The organism is Rubinisphaera margarita (genome assembly GCF_022267515.1).
Lineage (GTDB): Bacteria > Planctomycetota > Planctomycetia > Planctomycetales > Planctomycetaceae > Rubinisphaera > Rubinisphaera margarita.
Genome location: NZ_JAKFGB010000021.1, coordinates 40,429 through 60,191 on the forward strand (window position 1 = coordinate 40,429; position 19,763 = coordinate 60,191).

At 57.5% G+C, this 19,763-nt stretch carries 8 protein-coding genes; 2 read left to right on the plus strand and 6 right to left on the minus strand.

The window, feature by feature from the left end:
• Positions 1-461 precede the first annotated feature (461 nt).
• The gene (locus L1A08_RS20120; protein WP_238758331.1) at positions 462-2,573 is read left to right on the plus strand and encodes an FAD-dependent oxidoreductase; all 2,112 of its coding nucleotides are present in this window, start codon (positions 462-464) and stop codon (positions 2,571-2,573) included.
• 343 nt (positions 2,574-2,916) lie between these two features.
• Positions 2,917-3,954, plus strand: coding sequence for a BBP7 family outer membrane beta-barrel protein (locus tag L1A08_RS20125; protein WP_238758332.1), 1,038 nt, complete (start codon positions 2,917-2,919; stop codon positions 3,952-3,954).
• A gap of 188 nt (positions 3,955-4,142) precedes the next feature.
• Here the strand turns inward: L1A08_RS20125 and L1A08_RS20130 are convergent, their stop codons facing one another.
• The 6 genes from L1A08_RS20130 to L1A08_RS20155 form a co-directional block, all read right to left on the minus strand.
• On the minus strand, positions 4,143-5,726 hold the full coding sequence (locus L1A08_RS20130) for a vWA domain-containing protein (protein WP_238758333.1): 1,584 nt from the start codon (positions 5,724-5,726) through the stop codon (positions 4,143-4,145).
• Between the two features lie 223 nt (positions 5,727-5,949).
• Positions 5,950-15,882: a hypothetical protein gene (locus L1A08_RS20135; protein WP_238758334.1), complete on the minus strand. Its 9,933-nt coding sequence runs from the start codon at positions 15,880-15,882 to the stop codon at positions 5,950-5,952.
• Between the two features lie 346 nt (positions 15,883-16,228).
• On the minus strand, positions 16,229-16,987 hold the full coding sequence (locus L1A08_RS20140) for a phosphate ABC transporter ATP-binding protein (protein WP_238758335.1): 759 nt from the start codon (positions 16,985-16,987) through the stop codon (positions 16,229-16,231).
• Complete coding sequence (pstA, locus tag L1A08_RS20145) at positions 16,984-17,880, minus strand: phosphate ABC transporter permease PstA (RefSeq protein ID WP_238758336.1); 897 nt, start codon at positions 17,878-17,880, stop codon at positions 16,984-16,986. Before pstA ends, L1A08_RS20140 begins: the two co-directional genes overlap by 4 nt.
• Complete coding sequence (gene pstC / locus L1A08_RS20150) at positions 17,870-18,748, minus strand: phosphate ABC transporter permease subunit PstC (protein WP_238758337.1); 879 nt, start codon at positions 18,746-18,748, stop codon at positions 17,870-17,872. The genes pstA and pstC overlap by 11 nt, the downstream gene beginning before the upstream one ends.
• Positions 18,705-19,550: a phosphate ABC transporter substrate-binding protein gene (locus L1A08_RS20155; protein WP_238758338.1), complete on the minus strand. Its 846-nt coding sequence runs from the start codon at positions 19,548-19,550 to the stop codon at positions 18,705-18,707. The genes pstC and L1A08_RS20155 overlap by 44 nt, the downstream gene beginning before the upstream one ends.
• Between the last annotated feature and the right edge of the window lie 213 nt (positions 19,551-19,763).

Here is a 19,763-nt window from a genome sequence, read left to right on the forward strand (position 1 = left end):
GGCGAGGCGTGATCTCAATCCGAAAATGAGTCAGTGAAATTGTTCGTCTTCTGAAGGGATAGTGAATGGAGAACAGCCTGCACACCATCACGATCCCTGTTGTTCCTTACAAGATGATTACATGATCCACTGCCTCCCCGCAATCCGCTCAGAAAAGTTCGGAATTCGGCAGGGTTTGTTGCCATGAAACAAAGAAACAGGCAGAATTTCTGAGGTTCATCAGATAGTAACAGCTCGATGCCTTCTGGTTCTGGTCAATGGCGTTTGAAATGGCGAGTAACTCGTCAGGTCCGCTGGCCAGTGCCGTCTTGCAGACACCGTCGAAGTTTCCCGGCAGGTGTCTGTCCGCTGAGTTATCATCCCCGGCAGTCAGGGCCCAATCATCTGACTGAACAATTGAGTTCTTCCTGCCGGGAACCGACTGACAATGCTCCGTCCCTTACTCTTGAATTGATCACCCCATGAAATCCAATCCAGCAAGTCTCTCTTTTCTCGCGTTGGTTTTGCTGCTGCTGCATTCCTCCGCTTTGCCAGGTGAGTCGTTTGGGGCCGCGCCCGAATCGGCCGATGTTGTGATCTACGGGGGCACGTCGGCGGGAATTGCTGCGGCGGTCCAGGTCCATCGGATGGGAAAGTCGGTGATTGTCATCGAACCATCGGACCGCGTGGGAGGACTGACCACCGGCGGGCTCGGTCAGACCGACATTGGGAATAAGGCCGCCATTGGGGGGATCGCCAGGGAATTCTATGAAGACATTGCCGCCCACTACGAGGACGACTCGGCCTGGAAATGGCAACGACGCGATCAATACAAGAGCGGGGGACAATCGCGCACGGCGCAAAGCGAAACGGCCATGTGGACGTTCGAGCCGAGTGCCGCATTGTCGGTTTACCAGAGTTGGATCGACCGCCATCAGATTCGCGTCGACTACGGAAAACGACTCGATCGATCATCCGTGATGACCACTCGCAGCAGTCCGGCGCGGATCCTCAGCATTCGAATGGAATCGGGGGAAACGTACCGCGCCCAGATGTTTATCGATGCGACATACGAAGGGGACTTGATGGCGGCGGCTGGTGTGAGCTACACGGTGGGCCGAGAAGCCAACGAACAATATGGCGAAACACTCAATGGCGTGCAGACAAGGATGGCTCACCACCATCAACTTCGCAAAGGAATCGATCCGTATGTGGTTCCGGGCGATCCAGGCAGTGGGTTGCTGCCGCACATCGATCCCAGAGGACCTGGTGAAGAAGGCGGAGCAGATCATCGCGTGCAGGCTTACTGCTTTCGAATGTGCTTGACGGACCATCCAGAAAACCGCATTCCATTTCACAAACCCGAGGGCTACGAACCGCTGTGGTATGAGCTGCTGCTGCGGAACTATGAGGCGGGGGAAAACAGTGCCCCCTGGATCAACTCCAGCATGCCCAATCGAAAGACCGACACGAACAATCGACTGGGGTTCTCGACCGATTTCATCGGTCAAAACTATGACTACCCCGAAGCGTCTTATGAAGAACGGGAAGCAATCGTCGCCAAACACCTGCTGTATCAACAGGGGTTGATGTGGACGCTGGCCAATCATCCAAGAATGCCCGAGAAGATTCGCGACCAGGTTTCTCGGTGGGGCATGTGCAAGGACGAGTTTGAGGCCGGAAACGGGTGGCAAAATCAGCTCTACATCCGTGAGGCACGACGGATGGTCAGCGATTTTGTCATGACCCAGAAGCACTGCCAGGGTGTCGCGGTGGAGGATCCGGTTGGACTGGCCGCCTACACGATGGACTCTCACAACCAGCAACGCTACATCGATGAAAACGGTCACGTTCGCAATGAAGGCGATGTGCAGGTCGGTGGTTTCCCGCCGTACGGCATTAGCTATCGATCGATCATTCCCCAACGGCGGGAAGTCTCGAACCTGTTCGTTCCGGTCTGCCTGTCCGCGTCGCACATCGCATTCGGTTCGATTCGCATGGAGCCCGTCTTCATGGTGCTGGGTCAATCATCCGCCACGGCCGCGGTACTGGCCATCGACGACGAAGTCGCCGTGCACGACCTCGACTACGAAAAGCTGTCTCAACGTTTGTTGAAAGACCAACAGGTGCTTCAACACGTTGGCCCCAAACCGACACCCGGCATCGATCCAGCCACCTTGCCAGGAATTGTCGTCGACAATCGCCAGGCAAAAACCGAGGGCGGTTGGGCCACCAGCAGTTCAACGGCTGAGTATGTCGGACTGGATTACCTTCACGACGCCAACGCCGGGAAAGGAGACGGCAAGGTTCGTTATCAGGCGGAGTTGAAGCAACCGGGGCGATATCGAGTAGCACTCCTGTGGCCGGTGTTCTCCAATCGAGCCAGCAACACCCGGGTGATTGTGACAGATGCCGCCGGGGAAACTCATGAGTTCCGCGTCAACCAACGCGATCCGCAAACGAAGGGGCGTGCTGAATTGGGCGAGTTCGACTTTGGAAACGTTGCCATCGTCGAGATCAGCAACGCGGACTCGGATGGCCACGTCATCGCTGACGCGGTTCAATTCCTCCCCATGGACAAGTCGAACGACTGATTGTGACGCCTCCAGGAAACAGAACGCCGCGAAATGGCTTCCGCGTGAGAGACGAAGACGCGGCCTGCGTGGGGGACAGGGGAGAGCGAGGAAGAACTGGGTTGATGGCGCAACCGTTCCTTCACCGGTGAAGACCAGCCTGCCCGGTTCCCTTATTGTCAGAAGCTCTTCCGCCTACGCGTCTCCGATCAATTGCCGGAAGTTACTGGGATCTCGGCTGATTCATCTCAGTCCGGTTGTTCTGGTAGTAATGGCCCGAACTGATGCATTAGCGGTTATATCGCTTTCATTCCGATGATTGATCTTGAGTGCATCTCGCTCATGACCCCAAGGAGTGAATTCCATGTTGAAACTGAGAAAGTTGGCGCTGGCGTCGGTTGTGTGCCTGAATCTGGCCACAGTTACAGACGCAGGGCTGCTTCGTGACACGTTGACAGACTGTATTGATTACACCCAATCTGCCGGATTCGATGATTTTATCGGCACTGGGTGCGTGGACGGCTGCTGCGAATGCGGCCCCGAATGGGAGTTTTCGACGTCGATTCTGTATCTCAACCGGGATCAGATTGGCGACCAGGTTCTGGTTACGGGAGCAGGCGGCGGACCGGCTCTGTCGACTTCGGATTTCGATTACGACTACGAAATGGGCTTTGAAGTGGCCGGCAAACGGACGATAGAGGATCACTTCATCTCGACCCGGTTCTTCGCTCTCGACTCGTTGACGACCAATCGGTCCGCAGTCATTCCCGGGTTCGGCGGCAACATTGTGACCAGTCCACTCACCCCATTCGGTGCAGGGGACCTGAATGGAACTTACGGATCTGACCTGTACAGCCTGGAAGTTAATCTGGGCCGCGTTGTCTCCTGCGACACTGAAGTTTACCTCGGTATTCGCGGTATGGAACTGGGCGAAGCCTTAAACGTCGCATTCTCAACTCCGCCCGTCTTCACGGTAAACTCAGAAACCGACAACTATCTGTACGGCTTGCAGGCAGGGGGCGAGAGCACTCTGTTCGAGCGTGGTCGCTTCTCCATCGAGGGCGCTGGGGCGGCCGGTATTTACTGGAATCACGCTCGCAGCACCGTCTGGGCCGCTCAACCGCCAGTCGCTCCGACCTTCGGCGGAACTGCACGCGACTCTGACGACATGGTCGCCTTCTCGATCGAAGCCGCTTTGAAAGCAAAATACGACCTGAATAACACCCTCGCCCTGTTCGCTGGTTACCAGTTGCAGTACCTGGGTGGTGTGGCGCTGGCTCCCGATCAGTGGAACCGCGCTGGAAACCTGGCCGTCGGAACGGCCACACCCGTGCCAACATCGGTCGACAGCAGCGATGTGATCTACCACGGGTTCAATTTCGGTCTGGAAGCGACTTTCTAGACCACACACCCGTTGGCAACATCCGAATCAGAGCAGACGGTCGGGAGCGTTCATTCGCTTCCGACCGCTTTTTCGTAAACACCGAACGCACTTCAGGTCATTCCGCAGCTGGATCTCTCGAGTGGCGACGTTCGCCACGACCTGCTACTGGTGAGTGTCTAGCAAAGAGGTTCGAATCCCGGCGAACTTCACCTGGCAAGCTGTTCGGCTCGTGCGACGAGATTCAGGAATTCGCTGCGAAAGCCATGAGAGTCCGGACCGAGATTCTGCTCCGCGATATTGTGGATATCCTCGTAGGTGGCGGTCCCTTTATGTTCGGAATCGCGAAGCAGCATGCCGAACGAGGCGACTGAGGCGGCGAACTGGAAGTCGCAAGAGGCCTGTTCAAACGGCGTGTCCGACTGGTCGACGGCGACATTGAGCGGCTGGCTTTCCTCGGCGTCGGGCAATTTATAGCGAAGCCTGACTGTCAACAATTCGTCGGAATGAGCGGCTTCGGAGAGATCTCTTTCGGTCTGATACTTCGACGGCTGTACTGAAGTCATCGGTGATTTCGTTCCGGTGGGAATGAGTTCGTAAAGTGCAGTCACGGTGTGTCCGGCTCCGATTTCACCAGCGTCCTTCGTATCGTCCTGAAAATCCTCCGCTCTCAGCATCCGGTTTTCGTAGCCGAGCAGGCGGTATGCCTGGACGTGAGCCGGGTTGAAATCGACCTGAATCTTGACATCTTTAGCGATGGTCACGAGTGTCCCGGTGAGTTGTTCGACCAGCATTTTCCGAGCTTCGCGCATCGTATCAATATATCCGTAATTTCCATTCCCGCGGTCCGCCAGTTTTTCCATGGTGGAGTCTTTGTAATTCCCCGTCCCGAAGCCGAGCACGCTCAGAAAGACCCCCGTGCGAGCCTTGTTTTCAATCAGGCGAATGAGTTCACTCTGGTTGGTGGTGCCAACGTTGAAATCGCCATCGGTGCAGAGAATCACGCGATTAACGCCTTCTGGCAGGAACTGTTCCTGAGCGACGTTGTAGGCAAGGTGGATTCCTTCTCCGCCATTGGTTGAACCGCCCGCCGAGAGACTGTCGAGTGCGGTCATGATGGCCGCTTTCTGGTCGCAAGGCGTGGAGGGGAGGACGAGGCCGGAAGCGCTGGCGTAGACCGCAATGGCAACGCGGTCATTGTGATCGAGTTCTTCCACCAGCATGCGCATGGCGGATTTCACGAGAGGAAGCTTGTTCCAGTTCTGCATCGATCCTGAAACATCGAGCAGAAAGACGAGATTGCAGGGCGGTTCCTCGTCCTGTTCGAATTCACGTCCTTTAAGTCCGATGCGGACCAACTGATGCCCCTCGGCCCACGGACAGGAAGCGACTTCGACATTGACCGAAAAGGGAGTACCGTCGCCTTCGGGCTGCGGGTCGCTGTAATCGAAGTAGTTGACGAATTCCTCCAACCGGACGGCTCCCGGCAGTGGGAGTTGTCCGTCGTTGAGCATCCTGCGGGTGTTGGCGTAGGACGCAGTATCGACATCGATGGAGAACGTGGAGAGCGGATTCGACTTCGTATCGAGAAACGGATTCTCGACGATGTGGTCGTAGGTTTCGGTATTGTGTTCCGGGAGGGGATGCTCGGAAACAGCAGAAGGCCTCAGCTCGATGCCGAATTCATGAGCGGTTCCGACGTAGCGTGCTGCCTCGCGAGTCTCCTGACCACAGCCAACCAGCATGGCGGCCAGACAGAGAGAGGTGGCGGAAAGAAAGACGTGCCTGGCCATAACACTCTCCTCAGTGAGCAGCAGAAGGGATGCGGGTCAACTCCTCGAATTGAGCTGACGTACTTCCCTCCAGTACGTACTGAACAGAGAGAACGTTTGTTAAAATCTTCAGTCCGGGGAGAAAGGAATCTCCCTGGAGAGCTTACCCAGCACGTTTCAGGTCAGATGGCAGTACCCTTTCCTGGGGGTAGGAAATGTTCCGCTCTTGGTACACAGGTTGAGGCTACGGTGCAAAGTCGAGTCCGCCGTTGAACTCGATCACCCCCGCGTTGCCACCCCCATTGTTCGAGTTGAAGACCGGTGCGATGTTGCCGGAACCGGAGAGCGTGCTGTTGGCGGTGTCGATCGTGTAGAACGCGCCTCCGTTACCCACCCAGGTATTGTTGAGCCTGAAGACGATGCCGTCGAGAACAATCGCATCGTCGTTGTACGCGTCGATCGTATTGCCGTTGCCAAGAATCGAAAGGCTACCGGCTCCTGTAGCGTTGATTCCCGATCCCAGGTTACTGTCGATGTTGAGATTCCCTGAGTTGAAGCCGACCGAGGTGGTGGCAGCGTTGTTGATGAAGGTGACAGCATCCAGGCGATTGTTGAATACGGAATCCGGTCCGCTGAAGTTGACCGTCGTCCCGCTATTGTTGTCGACATACAGCCCTCTCTCACCGCTCATCGTTATGTCGCCGGTGAAGTTGATGGTTCCGCCAGTGTTGTTGTCCACCAGAATCCCACCTCCGGCGCCAGTCACATCTCCCATGATGTTGATTGCCTGCGAGGTCAAACTACGGCCGGAAATGCTGACCACGTTTCCGCCGCCGGACAGATCAATCACGTCGGCGAAGATGGTCACTGCCCCGGTACCGTTCTCGACATCGAGAGCGTTACTGGCCTGCCCCGCGATGGTTCCGCTGTTCACGGTCACATTACCAGCGGAGTTCTGAATGGCCAGGCCGCGACCGGTCGTCGTTCCCGTGTTATTCAGTTCGTCGAACCAGAGGCTGCCGGCGCTGCCGATGCCGCGATAACGGACATCTGTTCCGGCCCCCCAATTCCCAGAGATGCTCGTATTGCTGAAGCTGATTGTCTGGTTGCTGCCGTCGACTGAAATGGCCCGTCCGGAGCCGCCTGTACCAGCTGCTCCCAGGTTGACGTCGCCGAATGCGATGGTTCCCGTCTGTTGGGTGGTGCCACTGGTGATGGAAATCCCGTTCCCCACGGTGCCGGCGCTGCCGATCGAGGTGGTACCGATGACTTCGAAACTGCCCGACATTTCCCGCAACGTAATTGCGTCGCCGCCTGCCGAGTTCTCGAGCACGGTAATCTGATTGAAGGTCATCCCAGCCGTCGTGTCGTCCAGGTAAATCCCCCGCCCGTCAGTGGTGTCGATGCTGTTCCCGTTGCCGGTGATGTTCACGGTTCCCGCATTGTTCGCGTACAAGCCGTCCCCAGTGGTGGTGTCGATATCGAGCCCCCCATTGAAGCTCGTTGTCGAACCGGCGTTGCCATTCAGGAACACGGCATCTGCAGCGCTTGTATTCGCGGTCACCAGTCCGTTGAAGGTGGTCGCCCCTCCCGTCTTATTCGTGATATGGACGGCGGTGGCGTTATTATTCTGGGTAACGGTTCCGTTATAGGTCACGTTGGCAGTGCTGTCTGTTTCCGAGTAGGCCACCCCGGTCGGGTCGGTGATGCTCGTATTGGGAGAGAACGTGAAGGTTCCGGAAGAACCATTCGCGATTTGAATGCCACGATTGGTGCCGTTGAGATTCGTTGTGCCGTTGAAGTTGTAGGTTCCGTCGGCATTATCGAACACCAGGCCATCGCCGGCTGTGGACGTGATCGTTCCATCCATGTTCAATGTTCCGGAATGTCCGTTCTCGACACTTACTACGGCTCGGTTCTGGTTGTTCGTAATCGAACTGTTCGCACCGAAGTTGACCGTGCTCGAACCGCCGTCGATCGACAGAGGCGGAGCGGTGCCAGAGCTCAGATTGATGTCGGTATCGGCGAAGGTGTACGTCCCGGTCGAATCGGTGATCGTCACCCCGCTGGAGCCAGTCAGCTCGGTATCAGACTGAATGTTGACGTCCGCATCGGTATCAGCAATCCAGATCCCTTGTCCGCTGTCCTGGATGGCATCGGCTGCGGTGGAGTTGAACAGGACTGACTGCCCCGTACCGGGACCACCACTGATATCGATGACACGTCCGGTGGAGTTCTGAATTGTGCCGCTGTAGGTGAAGTCGAGATTATCCGCATTCGCCAGGTCCATCCGAATCGCTTCGTTGGTCGTGTTGGCGATGCTGGTATCTTCCGAGAAGGCGAACGTACCAGCCGATCCATTGGCCACGTCGATCCCGCGAGTCGTTCCGTCCAGGCTGGTGGTCCCGTTGAAGTTATAGGTTCCGTCGGCGTTGTCGAACACGATTCCGTCGCCGGCTGTCGATGAGATGGTTCCATCCATAGTCAGCGTGCCGGTGTGGCCGTCTTCCACACTCACGACAGCCCGGTTCTGGGCATTTGTGATTGAGCTGTTGGCGCCAAAGTTGACGTCGCTCGAACCGCCGGAGATCGACAGAGAGGCACTCGTCCCGGAGCTCAAGTTGACGTCGGTATCGGCGAAGGTAAGCGTTCCCGTCGAATCGGTGATCGTCACTCCGCTGGAGCCGGTCAGCTCGGTATCGCCCTGGATATTGACATCTGCGCCGGTATCGACAATGGAGATCCCGGCTCCGCTATCCTGGATGGCATCGGTGGCCATAGAGTCGAACAGAACCGATTGTCCTGTGCCGGAGCCGCTGATATCGATGGCGTGACCGGTCGAGTTCTGGATGGTCCCGCTGTAGGTGAAGTCCAGGTTATCGGCGCCGGTCAGGTTGAGTTCAATCGCATCGTTGGTGGTGTTGGCGATGCTGGTGGTTTCCGAGAAGGTGAATGTCCCGGCAGAGCCATTGTCGAGTCGGATGCCGCGGGTGGTGCCGTCCAGCATCGTTGTGCCATTGAAGTTGTAGGTTCCTTCGGCGTTGTTGAAGTCGAGCCCGTCGCCAGCGGTCGACGCGATGGTTCCATCCATTGTGAGCGTACCAGTGTGGCCATTTTCCACACTCACGACGGCTCGATTCTGGTCATTCGTAATCGAGCTGTTCGCACCGAAGTTGACGTCACTTGAACCACCGCTGATCGAGAGCGAAGGATCAGTCCCGGAACTCAGGTTGATGTCGGTGTCAGCAAACGTGTACGTCCCGTCCGAAGCGGTGATCGTCACCCCGCTGGAGCCAGTCAGCTCCGTATCGGCCTGAATGTTGACGTTCGCAGAGGTATTGGCAATTGAGATCCCTTCGCCGCTGTCCTGAATGGCGTTGTTCGCGGTGGAGTTGAACAGAATCGACTGACCGGGGGCTGGGCCTCCGATGATATCAATCGCTCGGCCGGTGGAGTTCTGGATTGTTCCGCTGTAGGTGAAGCCGAAGGTGTTGACACCGACGAGCGTCATCTCGATCGCATCGTTGGTCGTATTGGAAATGCTCGTGTCTTCCGAGAAGACAAAGGTTCCTTCCGAACTGTTGACAACTTGAATGCCCCGGTCCGTTCCGTTGAGAGTTGTGGTGCCGTTGAAGTTGTAGGTTCCGTCTGCGTTGTTAAAGACCAGACCGCCCCCGACGGTGGAGGCCAGGTTTCCGTTCATATTCAGGGTGCCGGAATGTCCCTGCTCGACCATCACGAGATTTCCGCCGACGTCGGTCGTGATCGAGCTGTCGGTCCCGAAGTTAACATCCGCTGAGCCGCCGCGGATCCACAGCGCGCTGTTCCCGAATGGGCCGGGATTAAGGTCCGTAATATCGGTGTCGGCGAACGTATACGTTCCGTCGGCCTGCTCCAGGAACAGACCGATGTTGCCGGTCAATTCCGTGTCGGCCAGAAGTTCCACATCTGCAGCGGTGTTCGTGATCCAGATTCCATCCCCGGTGTCCTGCAGGGCATCCGCTGCGACGGAGTTAAACACGATCGACTGACCGGCGGAGCCACCATTGATATCGATCATCCTGGCGAGTGAGTTCTCGATCCTCCCGCTGTAGGTGAAGTCGAAGGTGTTCGTGCCGGTCAGATCCATTTGGATGGCGATGTTGTTGACGTTGGTGATACTTGTGTCTTCCGAGAAGGTGAATGTTCCCTCGGAGCCATTGGAGATCTGAATTCCACGATTGGCTCCGTTCACCGTCGTTGTGCCGTTGAAGTTATAGGTTCCGTCGGCGTTGTCGAAGACCAGATTGTCACCGGCTGTCGACGTGATCGTTCCATCCATGGTCAGCGTGCCGGTGTGGCCGTTCTCCACACTCACGACAGCCCGGTTCTGGCCGTTCGTGATCGAGCTGTTGGCACCGAAGTTGACGTTACTGGAACCGCCGTCGATCGACAGAGCCGGATTCGAGCCGGTGCTCAAGTTGACGTCGGTATCGGCGAAGGTGTACGTCCCGGTCGAATCGGTGATCATCACCCCGCTGGAGCCGATCAGCTCCGTGTCGGACTGAATCGTGACGTCCGTGCCGGTATTGGCAATGGAGATCCCGTCCCCGCTGTCCTGGATGGCATCGGTGGCGGTGGAGTTGAACAGCACCGATTGGCCTGTGCTGGACCCACTGATATCGATGGCCCGTCCGGTCGAGTTCTGAATCGTTCCGCTGTAGGTGAAGTCGAGATTATCCGCATTCGCCAGATCCATCCGAATCGCTTCGTCGGTCGTGTTGGCGATGCTGGTCGTTTCTGAGAAGGCGAACGTACCAGCCGATCCATTGGCCACGTCGATCCCGCGAGTCGTTCCGCTGAGATCTGTCGTGCCGTTGAAGTTGTACGTTCCGTCGGCGTTGTCGAACACGAACCCGTCGCCAGCTGTCGCGGAGATCGTTCCATCCATCGTCAGCGTGCCGGTGTGGCCGTTCTCCACCGCCACGACGGACCGGTTCTGGTCGTTTGTGATCGAGCTGTTGGCACCGAAGTTGACGTTACTGGAACCGCCGTCGATCGACAGAGCCGGACTGGTGCCGGAGCTCAGATTGATATCGGTATCGGCGAAGGTGTATGTCCCGGTCGAATTGGTGATCATCACGCCGCTGGAACCGAACAGCTCGGTGTCAGACTGAATCGTGACGTCGGTGCCGGTATTGGCGATTGAAATTCCGTCCCCGCTGTCCTGGATAGCATCCCCTGTCGTGGAGTTGAACAGCACCGATTGTCCTGTGCTGGATCCGCTGATGTCGATGGCGCGGCCGATCGAGTTCTGAATCGTCCCGCTGTAGGTGAAATCCAGATTATCCGCATTCGCCAGGTCCATCCGAATCGCTTCGTCGGTCGTGTTGGCGATGCTGGTCGTTTCCGAGAACGTGAACGTCCCTGCCGATCCATTGGCCACGTCGATGCCGCGGGTCGTCCCATTCAGGCTCGATGTGCCGTTAAAGTTGTAGGTTCCGTCGGCGTTGTCGAAGACGATCCCGTCGCCAGCTGTTGAGGAAATGGTTCCCTCCATCGTGACCGTGCCGGTGTGGCCGTTTTCCACACTCACGACGGTCCGGTTCTGATCGTTCGTGATCGAGCTGTTGGCACCGAAGTTGACGTTACTGGAACCGCCGTCGATCGACAGAGACGGATCGGTGCCGGAGCTCAGATTGATATCGGTATCGGCGAAAGTGTACGTGCCGGTCGAATCGGTGATCATCACCCCGCTGGAGCCGGTCAGCTCGGTATCGGACTGAATGTTGACGTTAGTGTCGGTATTGGCGATTGAGATCCCGTCCCCGCTGTCCTGGATGGCATCATCTGTCGTGGAGTTGAACAGCACCGATTGTCCTGTGCTGGACCCGCTGATATCGATGGCCCGGCCGGTGGAGTTCTGAATTGTTCCGCTGTAGGTGAAGGCGAGATTATCTGCGTTCGCCAGATCGAGCTGAATGGCTTCGTTGGTGGTACCGGAGATGCTCGTATTCTGGGAGAATGCGAACGTCCCTGCCGAACCGTTGTTGACCTGAATCCCGCGATCAGTGCCAGCAAGGGCCGTCATGCCATTGAAGGTGTACGTCCCGTCCGCATTGTCGAATGACAGCCCGGCTCCGTCGGTCGACGAGATGGTTCCATTCATCGTCAGGCTGCCGGTGTGTCCGCCTTGTACCTGGAGAGCAATCCGGTCCTGGTCGTTCGTGATCGAACTGTCCGTGCCAAAGAGGACGTTGCCCGAACCGCCATTGATTACAAGAGGGGCGATGGCTCCGGAGCTCAGGTTGAGGTCGGTGTTCGCAAATGTGTAGTCGCCCGTGGCGTTGTTAATGACAACCCCGGAGGAGCCTGTCAGCTGGGCTTCCGACTGAATGTTGACATTGGCATTCGTGCCAGAGATGAAGATTCCTTCGCCGCTGTCCTGAATAGCATTCGAGGCTGTGGAATCAAACAAGACCGACTGCCCCGCACCGGGAGTACCTGTGACGCTGATCGCCCGTCCGGTTGAGTTCTGGAGCGTTCCGCTGTAGGTGAAGTCGAACCCGTCGGCTCCGGTCAGGTCCAGCACAATTGCACCGCCAGTGGTATTGGCGATGCTTGTGTCTTCAGAGAAGACGAACGTGCCTGCAGAACCGCCGCTGACGTCGATCCCTCCGCTGGTCCCGTCGAGTGAGGTCATCCCGTTGAAGTGATACGTGCCGTCCGCATCGGAGAAGATCATGCCATTCCCCGCAGTCGACATCAGGACGCCGTCCATGTTCAGCGTTCCGGTGTGTCCGCCATTGACCTGCACCAGGACTCGGTTCTGATCGTTCGTTATCGAGCTGTTCGCTCCAAAGTTGACCGTGCTCGATCCGCCATTAATCGCCAGCAGCGCCCCTGTACCTGAACTCAGGTTGATGTCGGTGTCGGCGAACGTGTAGGTCCCGTTCGAGTTTGACAGCACGATGCCATTGGAGCCGGTCAGTTCGGTCTCGGACTGGATGTTGACATCGGCATTCGTGTTCGTGATCCAGATCCCCGTACCACTGTCCTGAATGGCATTGGCTGCGGTCGAGTTGAACAGGACAGACTGCCCGGTGCCGGGGCCTCCCGTAATGTCCACGGCTATTCCGGTGGAGTTCTGAATCGTGCCGCTGTAGGTGAAATCGAATCCATCCGCTCCGGTCAGATCCATCGCCACGGCTGGACCTGTCGGGTTGACGATGCTTGTATTCTCCGAGAACGCAAATGTTCCGGAAGAGCCATTCGAGATTCGCATTCCCTGGCTGCCGCCATTGAGACTGGTTGTGCCATTAAAGTTGTAGGTACCGTCGGCGTTGCTGAAGGAGAGTCCATTTCCAGCTGTGGACGTGATGCTTCCGTCCACCGTCAGGGTGCCGGAATGGCCATTTCCGACACTTACAACCGTACGATTCTGATCGTTCGTGATCGAACTGTCGGTACCGAAGTTGACCGTGCTCGAACCGCCACTGATCGACAGCGGCGCATTCGCGCTGGAGCTCAGGTTGATGTCGGTATCGGCGAAGGTGTACGTTCCATCCGAATTGCTGATCATCACCCCGTTGGAGCCGGTCAGCTCGGTGTCAGCCTGAATGTTGACGTCCGCATCGGTATCGACAATTCGGATTCCCTCTCCGCTGTCCTGAATGGCGTCGTCTTCAGTGGAGTTGAACAGCACGGACTGCCCGGTGCCGGGGCCGCCGCTGATAGAAATGGCCCGGCCAGTCGAGTTCCAGATTCGCCCGCTGTAGGTGAAGTCAAAATTGTCTGCATTCGCCAGATTCATGCGAACGGCTTCGTTGTCGGTGTTGGCGATGGCGCTGTTTTCGGAGAAGGCGAACGTGCCCGCCGATCCATTGGCGATGTCAATCCCGCGGGTGACGCCGTTGAGGTTGGTCGTACCGGTGAAGTTATAGGTGCCGTCGGCGTTGTCGAATTCAAGACCGTTGCCAGCAGCGGACGCAACGGTTCCTTCCATGTTCAACGTTCCGGTGTGCCCGTTCTCCACGCGAAGCGCCGTCCGGTCCAGGCCGTTTATAATCGAGCTGTGCTCGCGGAAGTTGACGGTGCTCGATCCGCCATCGATCCGCATCGCCGCGCTGTTGCCGGAGCTCAGATCAATATCTGTATCGGCAAAGGAAAATGTGCCGTTACTGTTGCCAATGTAGATGCCATTGCTGCCCGTCAGTTCCGTATCGGCATTGATGGCCACATCGGCTTCGGTATCAGTAATCGAGATCCCATCTGCGTTATCCTGGATCGCATCTTCCTGGGAGGAGCCGAACGCAACCCACAGATTGTTTCCGGTTCCGCCAGAAACCTGAATCGCATGACCGTTGTTGTTCAGGATCGTGCCGCCGTAGGCGAAGCCGATATCGTTGACGCCCGCCAGATTCAGCGAGGCGGCAGCATCTCCGCTACTGGTAATGCTGGTATCAGGGCTGAAGTAGTATTGTCCCCCGGCATTGGCAAGATTGATCGCGTTGCCACTGGAGCTCTGGATGTTGTTCACGCCATTGAAGACGTAAGTTCCAGACAGGCCGTTCGTGAACGAGAATCCCTGGGCATTTGTCGCTGTAATCGCACTGCTGTTCGGGAAGAAGATGTCGCCAGAATGGTTGCCCTGGATCGCCACAGCGTAGCCGTCGAGAACGGAAAGGGAGCTTCCACCGTAGAGGCCGTCGAACGTGACGTTGGCCGAGCCGCCATCGATGAACAGTCCGCCATTGCTGGAGTTGACGATGTGGACATCGCTGAAGATATAGTCGCCCGAACCGCCGTTGATGTGGATCGAGCCGCTTCCGGTGAGGCGGTTAACATCGACATTGCCCGCTACGTTGTTGAACAGCAGCGTGCGCGACGCCTGTTCGATATCGAAGTTGGAGATCTCCGAGTTCCGTGCGACCAAGATCGGTGTGGTTCCGCCCCGAATAATCGGACGGGCGCCGCCTGTCCCATTCGCTTCCGGCAGCAGAATCAGGCCGAACTGGTCGGTCATCAACTGATGCTGGTTTCCGCCCCCTTCGCCCAGGAAACGCTGGCCATCGGACATTTCGTAGCCGTCGTTTGTGTACGTCGTGCCGGAATGCACATAAACAATGTCGGCCGATGAGCCATTCGCCGCAGCCAGCGAGGTGTACGGGTTCTCGTACGTACCGGCATTGCCGCCGTCACCCGTGTTGACGTTGTTGATATGCGTGAAGCTGAGTGTGTTTCCGCCCTGCGTGAGAGCCAGATCGGGCAGCACCACGCGCGTATCGACGGTGTTGATGAGCGCCTGATCGTGGCGTTGGACCGGCATGATCATCTGGTCGGCCAGCGTGTGCGTCTGGGAGCGGGAAGGGCCGCCCAGGAACATGGTCAAGCCGCCGTACAGGCTGGTGCCGAACACGTTGTCTTCACGAACTTCGAGGTTCGCGAACAGTCCCTGACTGATAAAGCCGCGCACGCCCCCTTTGATGCCGTTTGCGTCTCCGCCGGCTTGTCCCAGGTAGTGGTAGCCGCCGAGATAACCTTCGGCTGCGTAATTGCCCAGCGCCCGCGCGAGTTCGTACTCCAGCCCGGACATTCCTTCTTCCCGCAGCTGACCGGCTGACTGAGCCGCCATCAGACTGTTTCCGGCAAAGAAGATGTTGCCGGTGGTGGTGCCGAAGTCCTGGATCACGAAGGAATCGGGGCCGACGGCGAAGTTGCCTTCGCTGCGAACGATCCAGTTGTTGTCGCTTGAGAACCATTCGCCAGTGACCGCGATTTTCTGGAAATCATTCTCGTAAGCGGAACGTGTGAGGTCGTAATGTCCCCCCAGGCCGATGATGCCGCCGCCCACCCAGAAGCGGCGAACAACGCCGGCGTTGAGGGAGTGATGTCCGTTATGGTCGAACCCGAACTGGCCGTAGTTCAGCCACAAGCCGTTGCCGTTCAACGCTTCGTCATAGCGGGTGGCACCGAACTGGGCCTGCTGCGTCCCCTGCGCCCAGTCGTCTCCACCTTCATACTGCAGATGAAAGTAGGTGTTGGTCAGTGGTTCGAACAGACCGCCGGAATAACGATTCGCCTGGGCTTCCACTGTCCCGACCTGCAAGGCGCCGACCACGAGGACAAGCAGTGCGGACAACAGATGAGGAGAGAGTTTCCATGTCGGTCGGCGGTCGATCATAAGCCAGATGTCCATACATTCCATTCAGTTCGCAGAGGCGCAACAGGTGGGCGGAGTCCTACTACTCCATCGACTGACAAACCTTTACGTTCTACAAGCAGAGCCCCAGTCTGAGGACGTCCAAGAGAACGTGTGCACCCCCTCCGGAAAATTCACCGAAGGGCTCCCAGCTTACCCAAATGTTCTCGCTGGCCGTTGGGCGCGTGGTGAAAAAATCGCCTCGATTGGGGCGCTGCAGGCCCCGGAAGCAACGAAGAATGAGAGGCGGAGAGGAAGCAATTCACGGAGTCGGATCCGACAGGAATGGAGGACGTCTGGATTCTCGTTGAACGTCCGAGTCAGCAGTCCGAGCGGCCGGAGTTCATCCTCGCTGGCCCGCGAGGTAAGCCGCGACAGTCGGGTGTTGCGGGCTGTCGAAAAGATCGGTGGCGGGACCTTGCTCAATGATCTGTCCCGCTTCCTGCTCGTACCAGAAAACGGCGAGATGATCCGCGAGTCGGCGGGCCTGGGCAAGGTTATGTGTCACAATGAGGATGGTGTAACGTCCTTTGAACGACTGAATCAAAGATTCCACGTGAGCGGATGCAATCGGATCAAGGGCGCTGCACGGCTCGTCCAGTAGAAGAATCCGAGGTTCCAGAATGATCGCCCTGGCGATGCAGAGTCGCTGTTGCTGGCCGCCGGAAAGACGGAGCGCCGGATGATCGAGCCGATCCTTCACCTCATCCCAGAGTCCAACATCCCGCAGCGCCACTTCCGTCCGCGACTCCAGCTCTGTGCGTTGCCGAACCCCATGCTCGCGGAGGGCCAGCTGAAGATTCTGACGGATCGACAACGGAAACGGATTCGGCTTCTGAAAGATCATGCCGATTGAACGACGCAGCCGGGCAGGGGAAACGTGATCGCCGTAGGTCTCCTCCCCGTTAATTCGCACCGTTCCCTCGGTGCGGGCACCGGGAATGAGATCGGTCATCCGATTCAGAGCAGACAGAAAACTACTCTTGCCGCAGCCGGAGGGACCGACGATGGCCGTGATTGTGCCCGACGGAGCGGTGAGAGTCGCGTTTCGAACTGCGACGCGATCTCCGTAGAAGACGCTTAACGACTCAACCTGAATCAATGGTTCTCCTCCAGGCTCGGATTCTGCATCGCACCGGCGAAGCAGGTTAGCCGCACTGCAATGCCGTTGATCACGAAGAGTACGATCAGCAGCGTCGCGGCCGTTGCGTACGCACGCGGATTTCCCCCCGGAACATTCATCGCCAGATCGTAAATGTGCACGCTCATCGCCCGTCCGGAATCGAACAGAGATTCGGGGCTCCGTGTTACATAGCCGGACGTGAAGATTAAAGCCGCGGTTTCCGAAAGCGCCCGGCCAATGCTGAGAACGAGACCGGCTGCCATCGCCGGCAAAGCGGCTGGAAGCACGACGCGAAACAGCGTCGTCCAGCGACTCATTCCGAGACTGGCCGCCGCGTAGCGATAGTCATCGGGCACAGCCCGGATTGCCTGCTCTGAAGTGCGAATCAGGAGCGGCAGTACCATGCAGGCCAGAGTGAGCCCGCCGGCCAGAATCGAATATCCCATCCCCAGGTAAATGCAGAAAAACGCGTTTCCGAACAGGCCAAACACAATGGAAGGGCAGGCGGCAAGGACATCCAGCGAACGTCTGGTGATCCGGTCGAAACGCACGGAACGACTACGACGTTCCGCCAGCCCAACCGCGGTGGACAGCGAGACCGGAACGACGATGACCAGTGTGATCGCGAGGATCATCAGCGTGGAAAGGAGAATCGTAGAGATGCCGCCCTGACGACCGGCATCTTGAGGTTCGGAAGTCAGAAACGCCCAGGATAATTGAGTGAGACCATGGTAGAGAATGTCCGTGAGAATCCATCCGAACATGCCGGCTACAACCAGAGCCGCGACTCCAGTCACCATGGCAGCCGGGTGTGGGGCGGACCGGCGAGAGCGGGAGGTCCAGAGGAGATCGTTCCTGGTCTCAGAGTTCATGCGGACTTCTCTTTCGCAGCTCGGCGACGACAGCGACGCTGGCGACAAGCCCCATCAGAATGAGACCGGAGGCAAACAGAATGGAGCGATGGGCGCTCGTGGCATAACCCATTTCTAAAGCGATATTCGCGGTCAGGGTTCGCACGGGATCGAGTAGCGAAGTCGGTACCTCGACGACATTTCCCGCAACCATCAGCACGGCCATTGTTTCCCCAAGAGCGCGAGCGGTGGCCAGCAGAATCCCGACACCGATTCCTCCCCATGCCGCCGGGAGAACGATTGTTCTCACGATGGACCAGTTTCTCAGTCCCAGGGCCGCTCCTCCCCGAAGTAACTCCGGGGGAACGGACGCCATCGATGACCAGGCCGTCAACATCACGGTCGGGAGAATCATCAGCGCGAGAACGATGGTGGCCGTGAGGAGATTCTGACCGCTGCCGCCGAACTGTCCGATCCATGGAGCCAGTTTCACCAGCCCCCAAAGCCCGAACACGACTGAAGGAATTCCGGCCATGAGTTCGATGAGCCGCCGATACCAGATCGCAAGGCCTTGTGGTGCGAAGTACAGGCCGTAGATCGCTGCGGCCAGCCCCAACGGTGTGGCAATCACGACAGCTCCCAGGGTGGTGAGGATCGTCCCCATGAGCATCGGCACGATGTTGAACTGAGCCGAGAGCGGATGCCAGCCGGTGTCTGTGAAGAAGCGACTGATGCCGACTTTCGCCAGAGCAGGGGAGGCTTCGTGAAGGAGAAAGAGGAAGATCAGCAGGATAACCGTCGCCGAGAGGACGGAACTGGTCCTTGAAATCAGCCCGAGAACGAGATCACGGCGTGACTGGGACGAAGTATTGCGAGACCACCAGGTCATGAACTTCCTCAGACTGACAGTACTTGATGAATCGACTGGCCAGATCGCCCGGAGAATCCGCAGTCACCAGATTGAGAGGTCGGCTCATCGGGAAGGAGCCATTGCCAACATTCTGAGTTGTCGCCTCGACACCGGCCAGGGGGAAGAGCCGAATCGGAACGCCCGCTTCAATATCCGCTTCAGCGGTTCCAATGGAAACGTACCCGATCGCCCCTCTTGTTCCGGCGACGGTCTTGATGCCGTGTTCGTTATCGCCCACGATGACATCGGCTCGAATCGTCGGGTTCTCAAGATCGAAATACTCCAGAAAGACTTCCAGCGTTGCCCGACCTTCTGCTTTATGCACAGCAGTGATCTGCAGGTCGGGGCCGCCAACGTCACTCCAGTTGTTCGTTTTGTCCTGGTAGATCCCGATAATCTGCTCGGTTGTGAGTTCAAGGAGAGGATTGGATTTGTGAACAATAATCCCCACGCCATCGACCGCGATCGGATGGATCGTCAGGTCCTGTTCGTCATCCGCTAACGGACGACTCGCCATCCCGATGTCCGCGGTGCCATTGCGAACATCTGCGATTCCCTTTCCGGTTCCGCCCGTCTGAACATCGATTCGCACGCCCGGGTGCATCGACTCGAACCGCTTCGCGATCTCGGTGACCAGAGGAGCAATGGTACTTGAGCCAGTCAACTCGAGTCGACCAGAGAGCTGGGCAGCGATTCCAATCGGAGGGGATGGTTCACTGGAATCTCCACAACCAATGATCATGGCGAGAATCAGCGAGACGAGTCGTCGAAACTTATTCACAAAAATCTACGAATTCGTGATGAGAATGGGATACATCAACAATCTGACAATCTTAGCAATGTAAGACTGTTGTTGCCAACAGCGTACCCGTTTCCTGTTCGTTCCACATGGGCTTCGGTCGCCAGTCAGTTCAGACAACCTGCGTCGGAAACGATCGCATTTGCGACGTGGGAGGGAGAAGAGGAGCCGCCGTTATCGCAAGGGGAGGCGTGC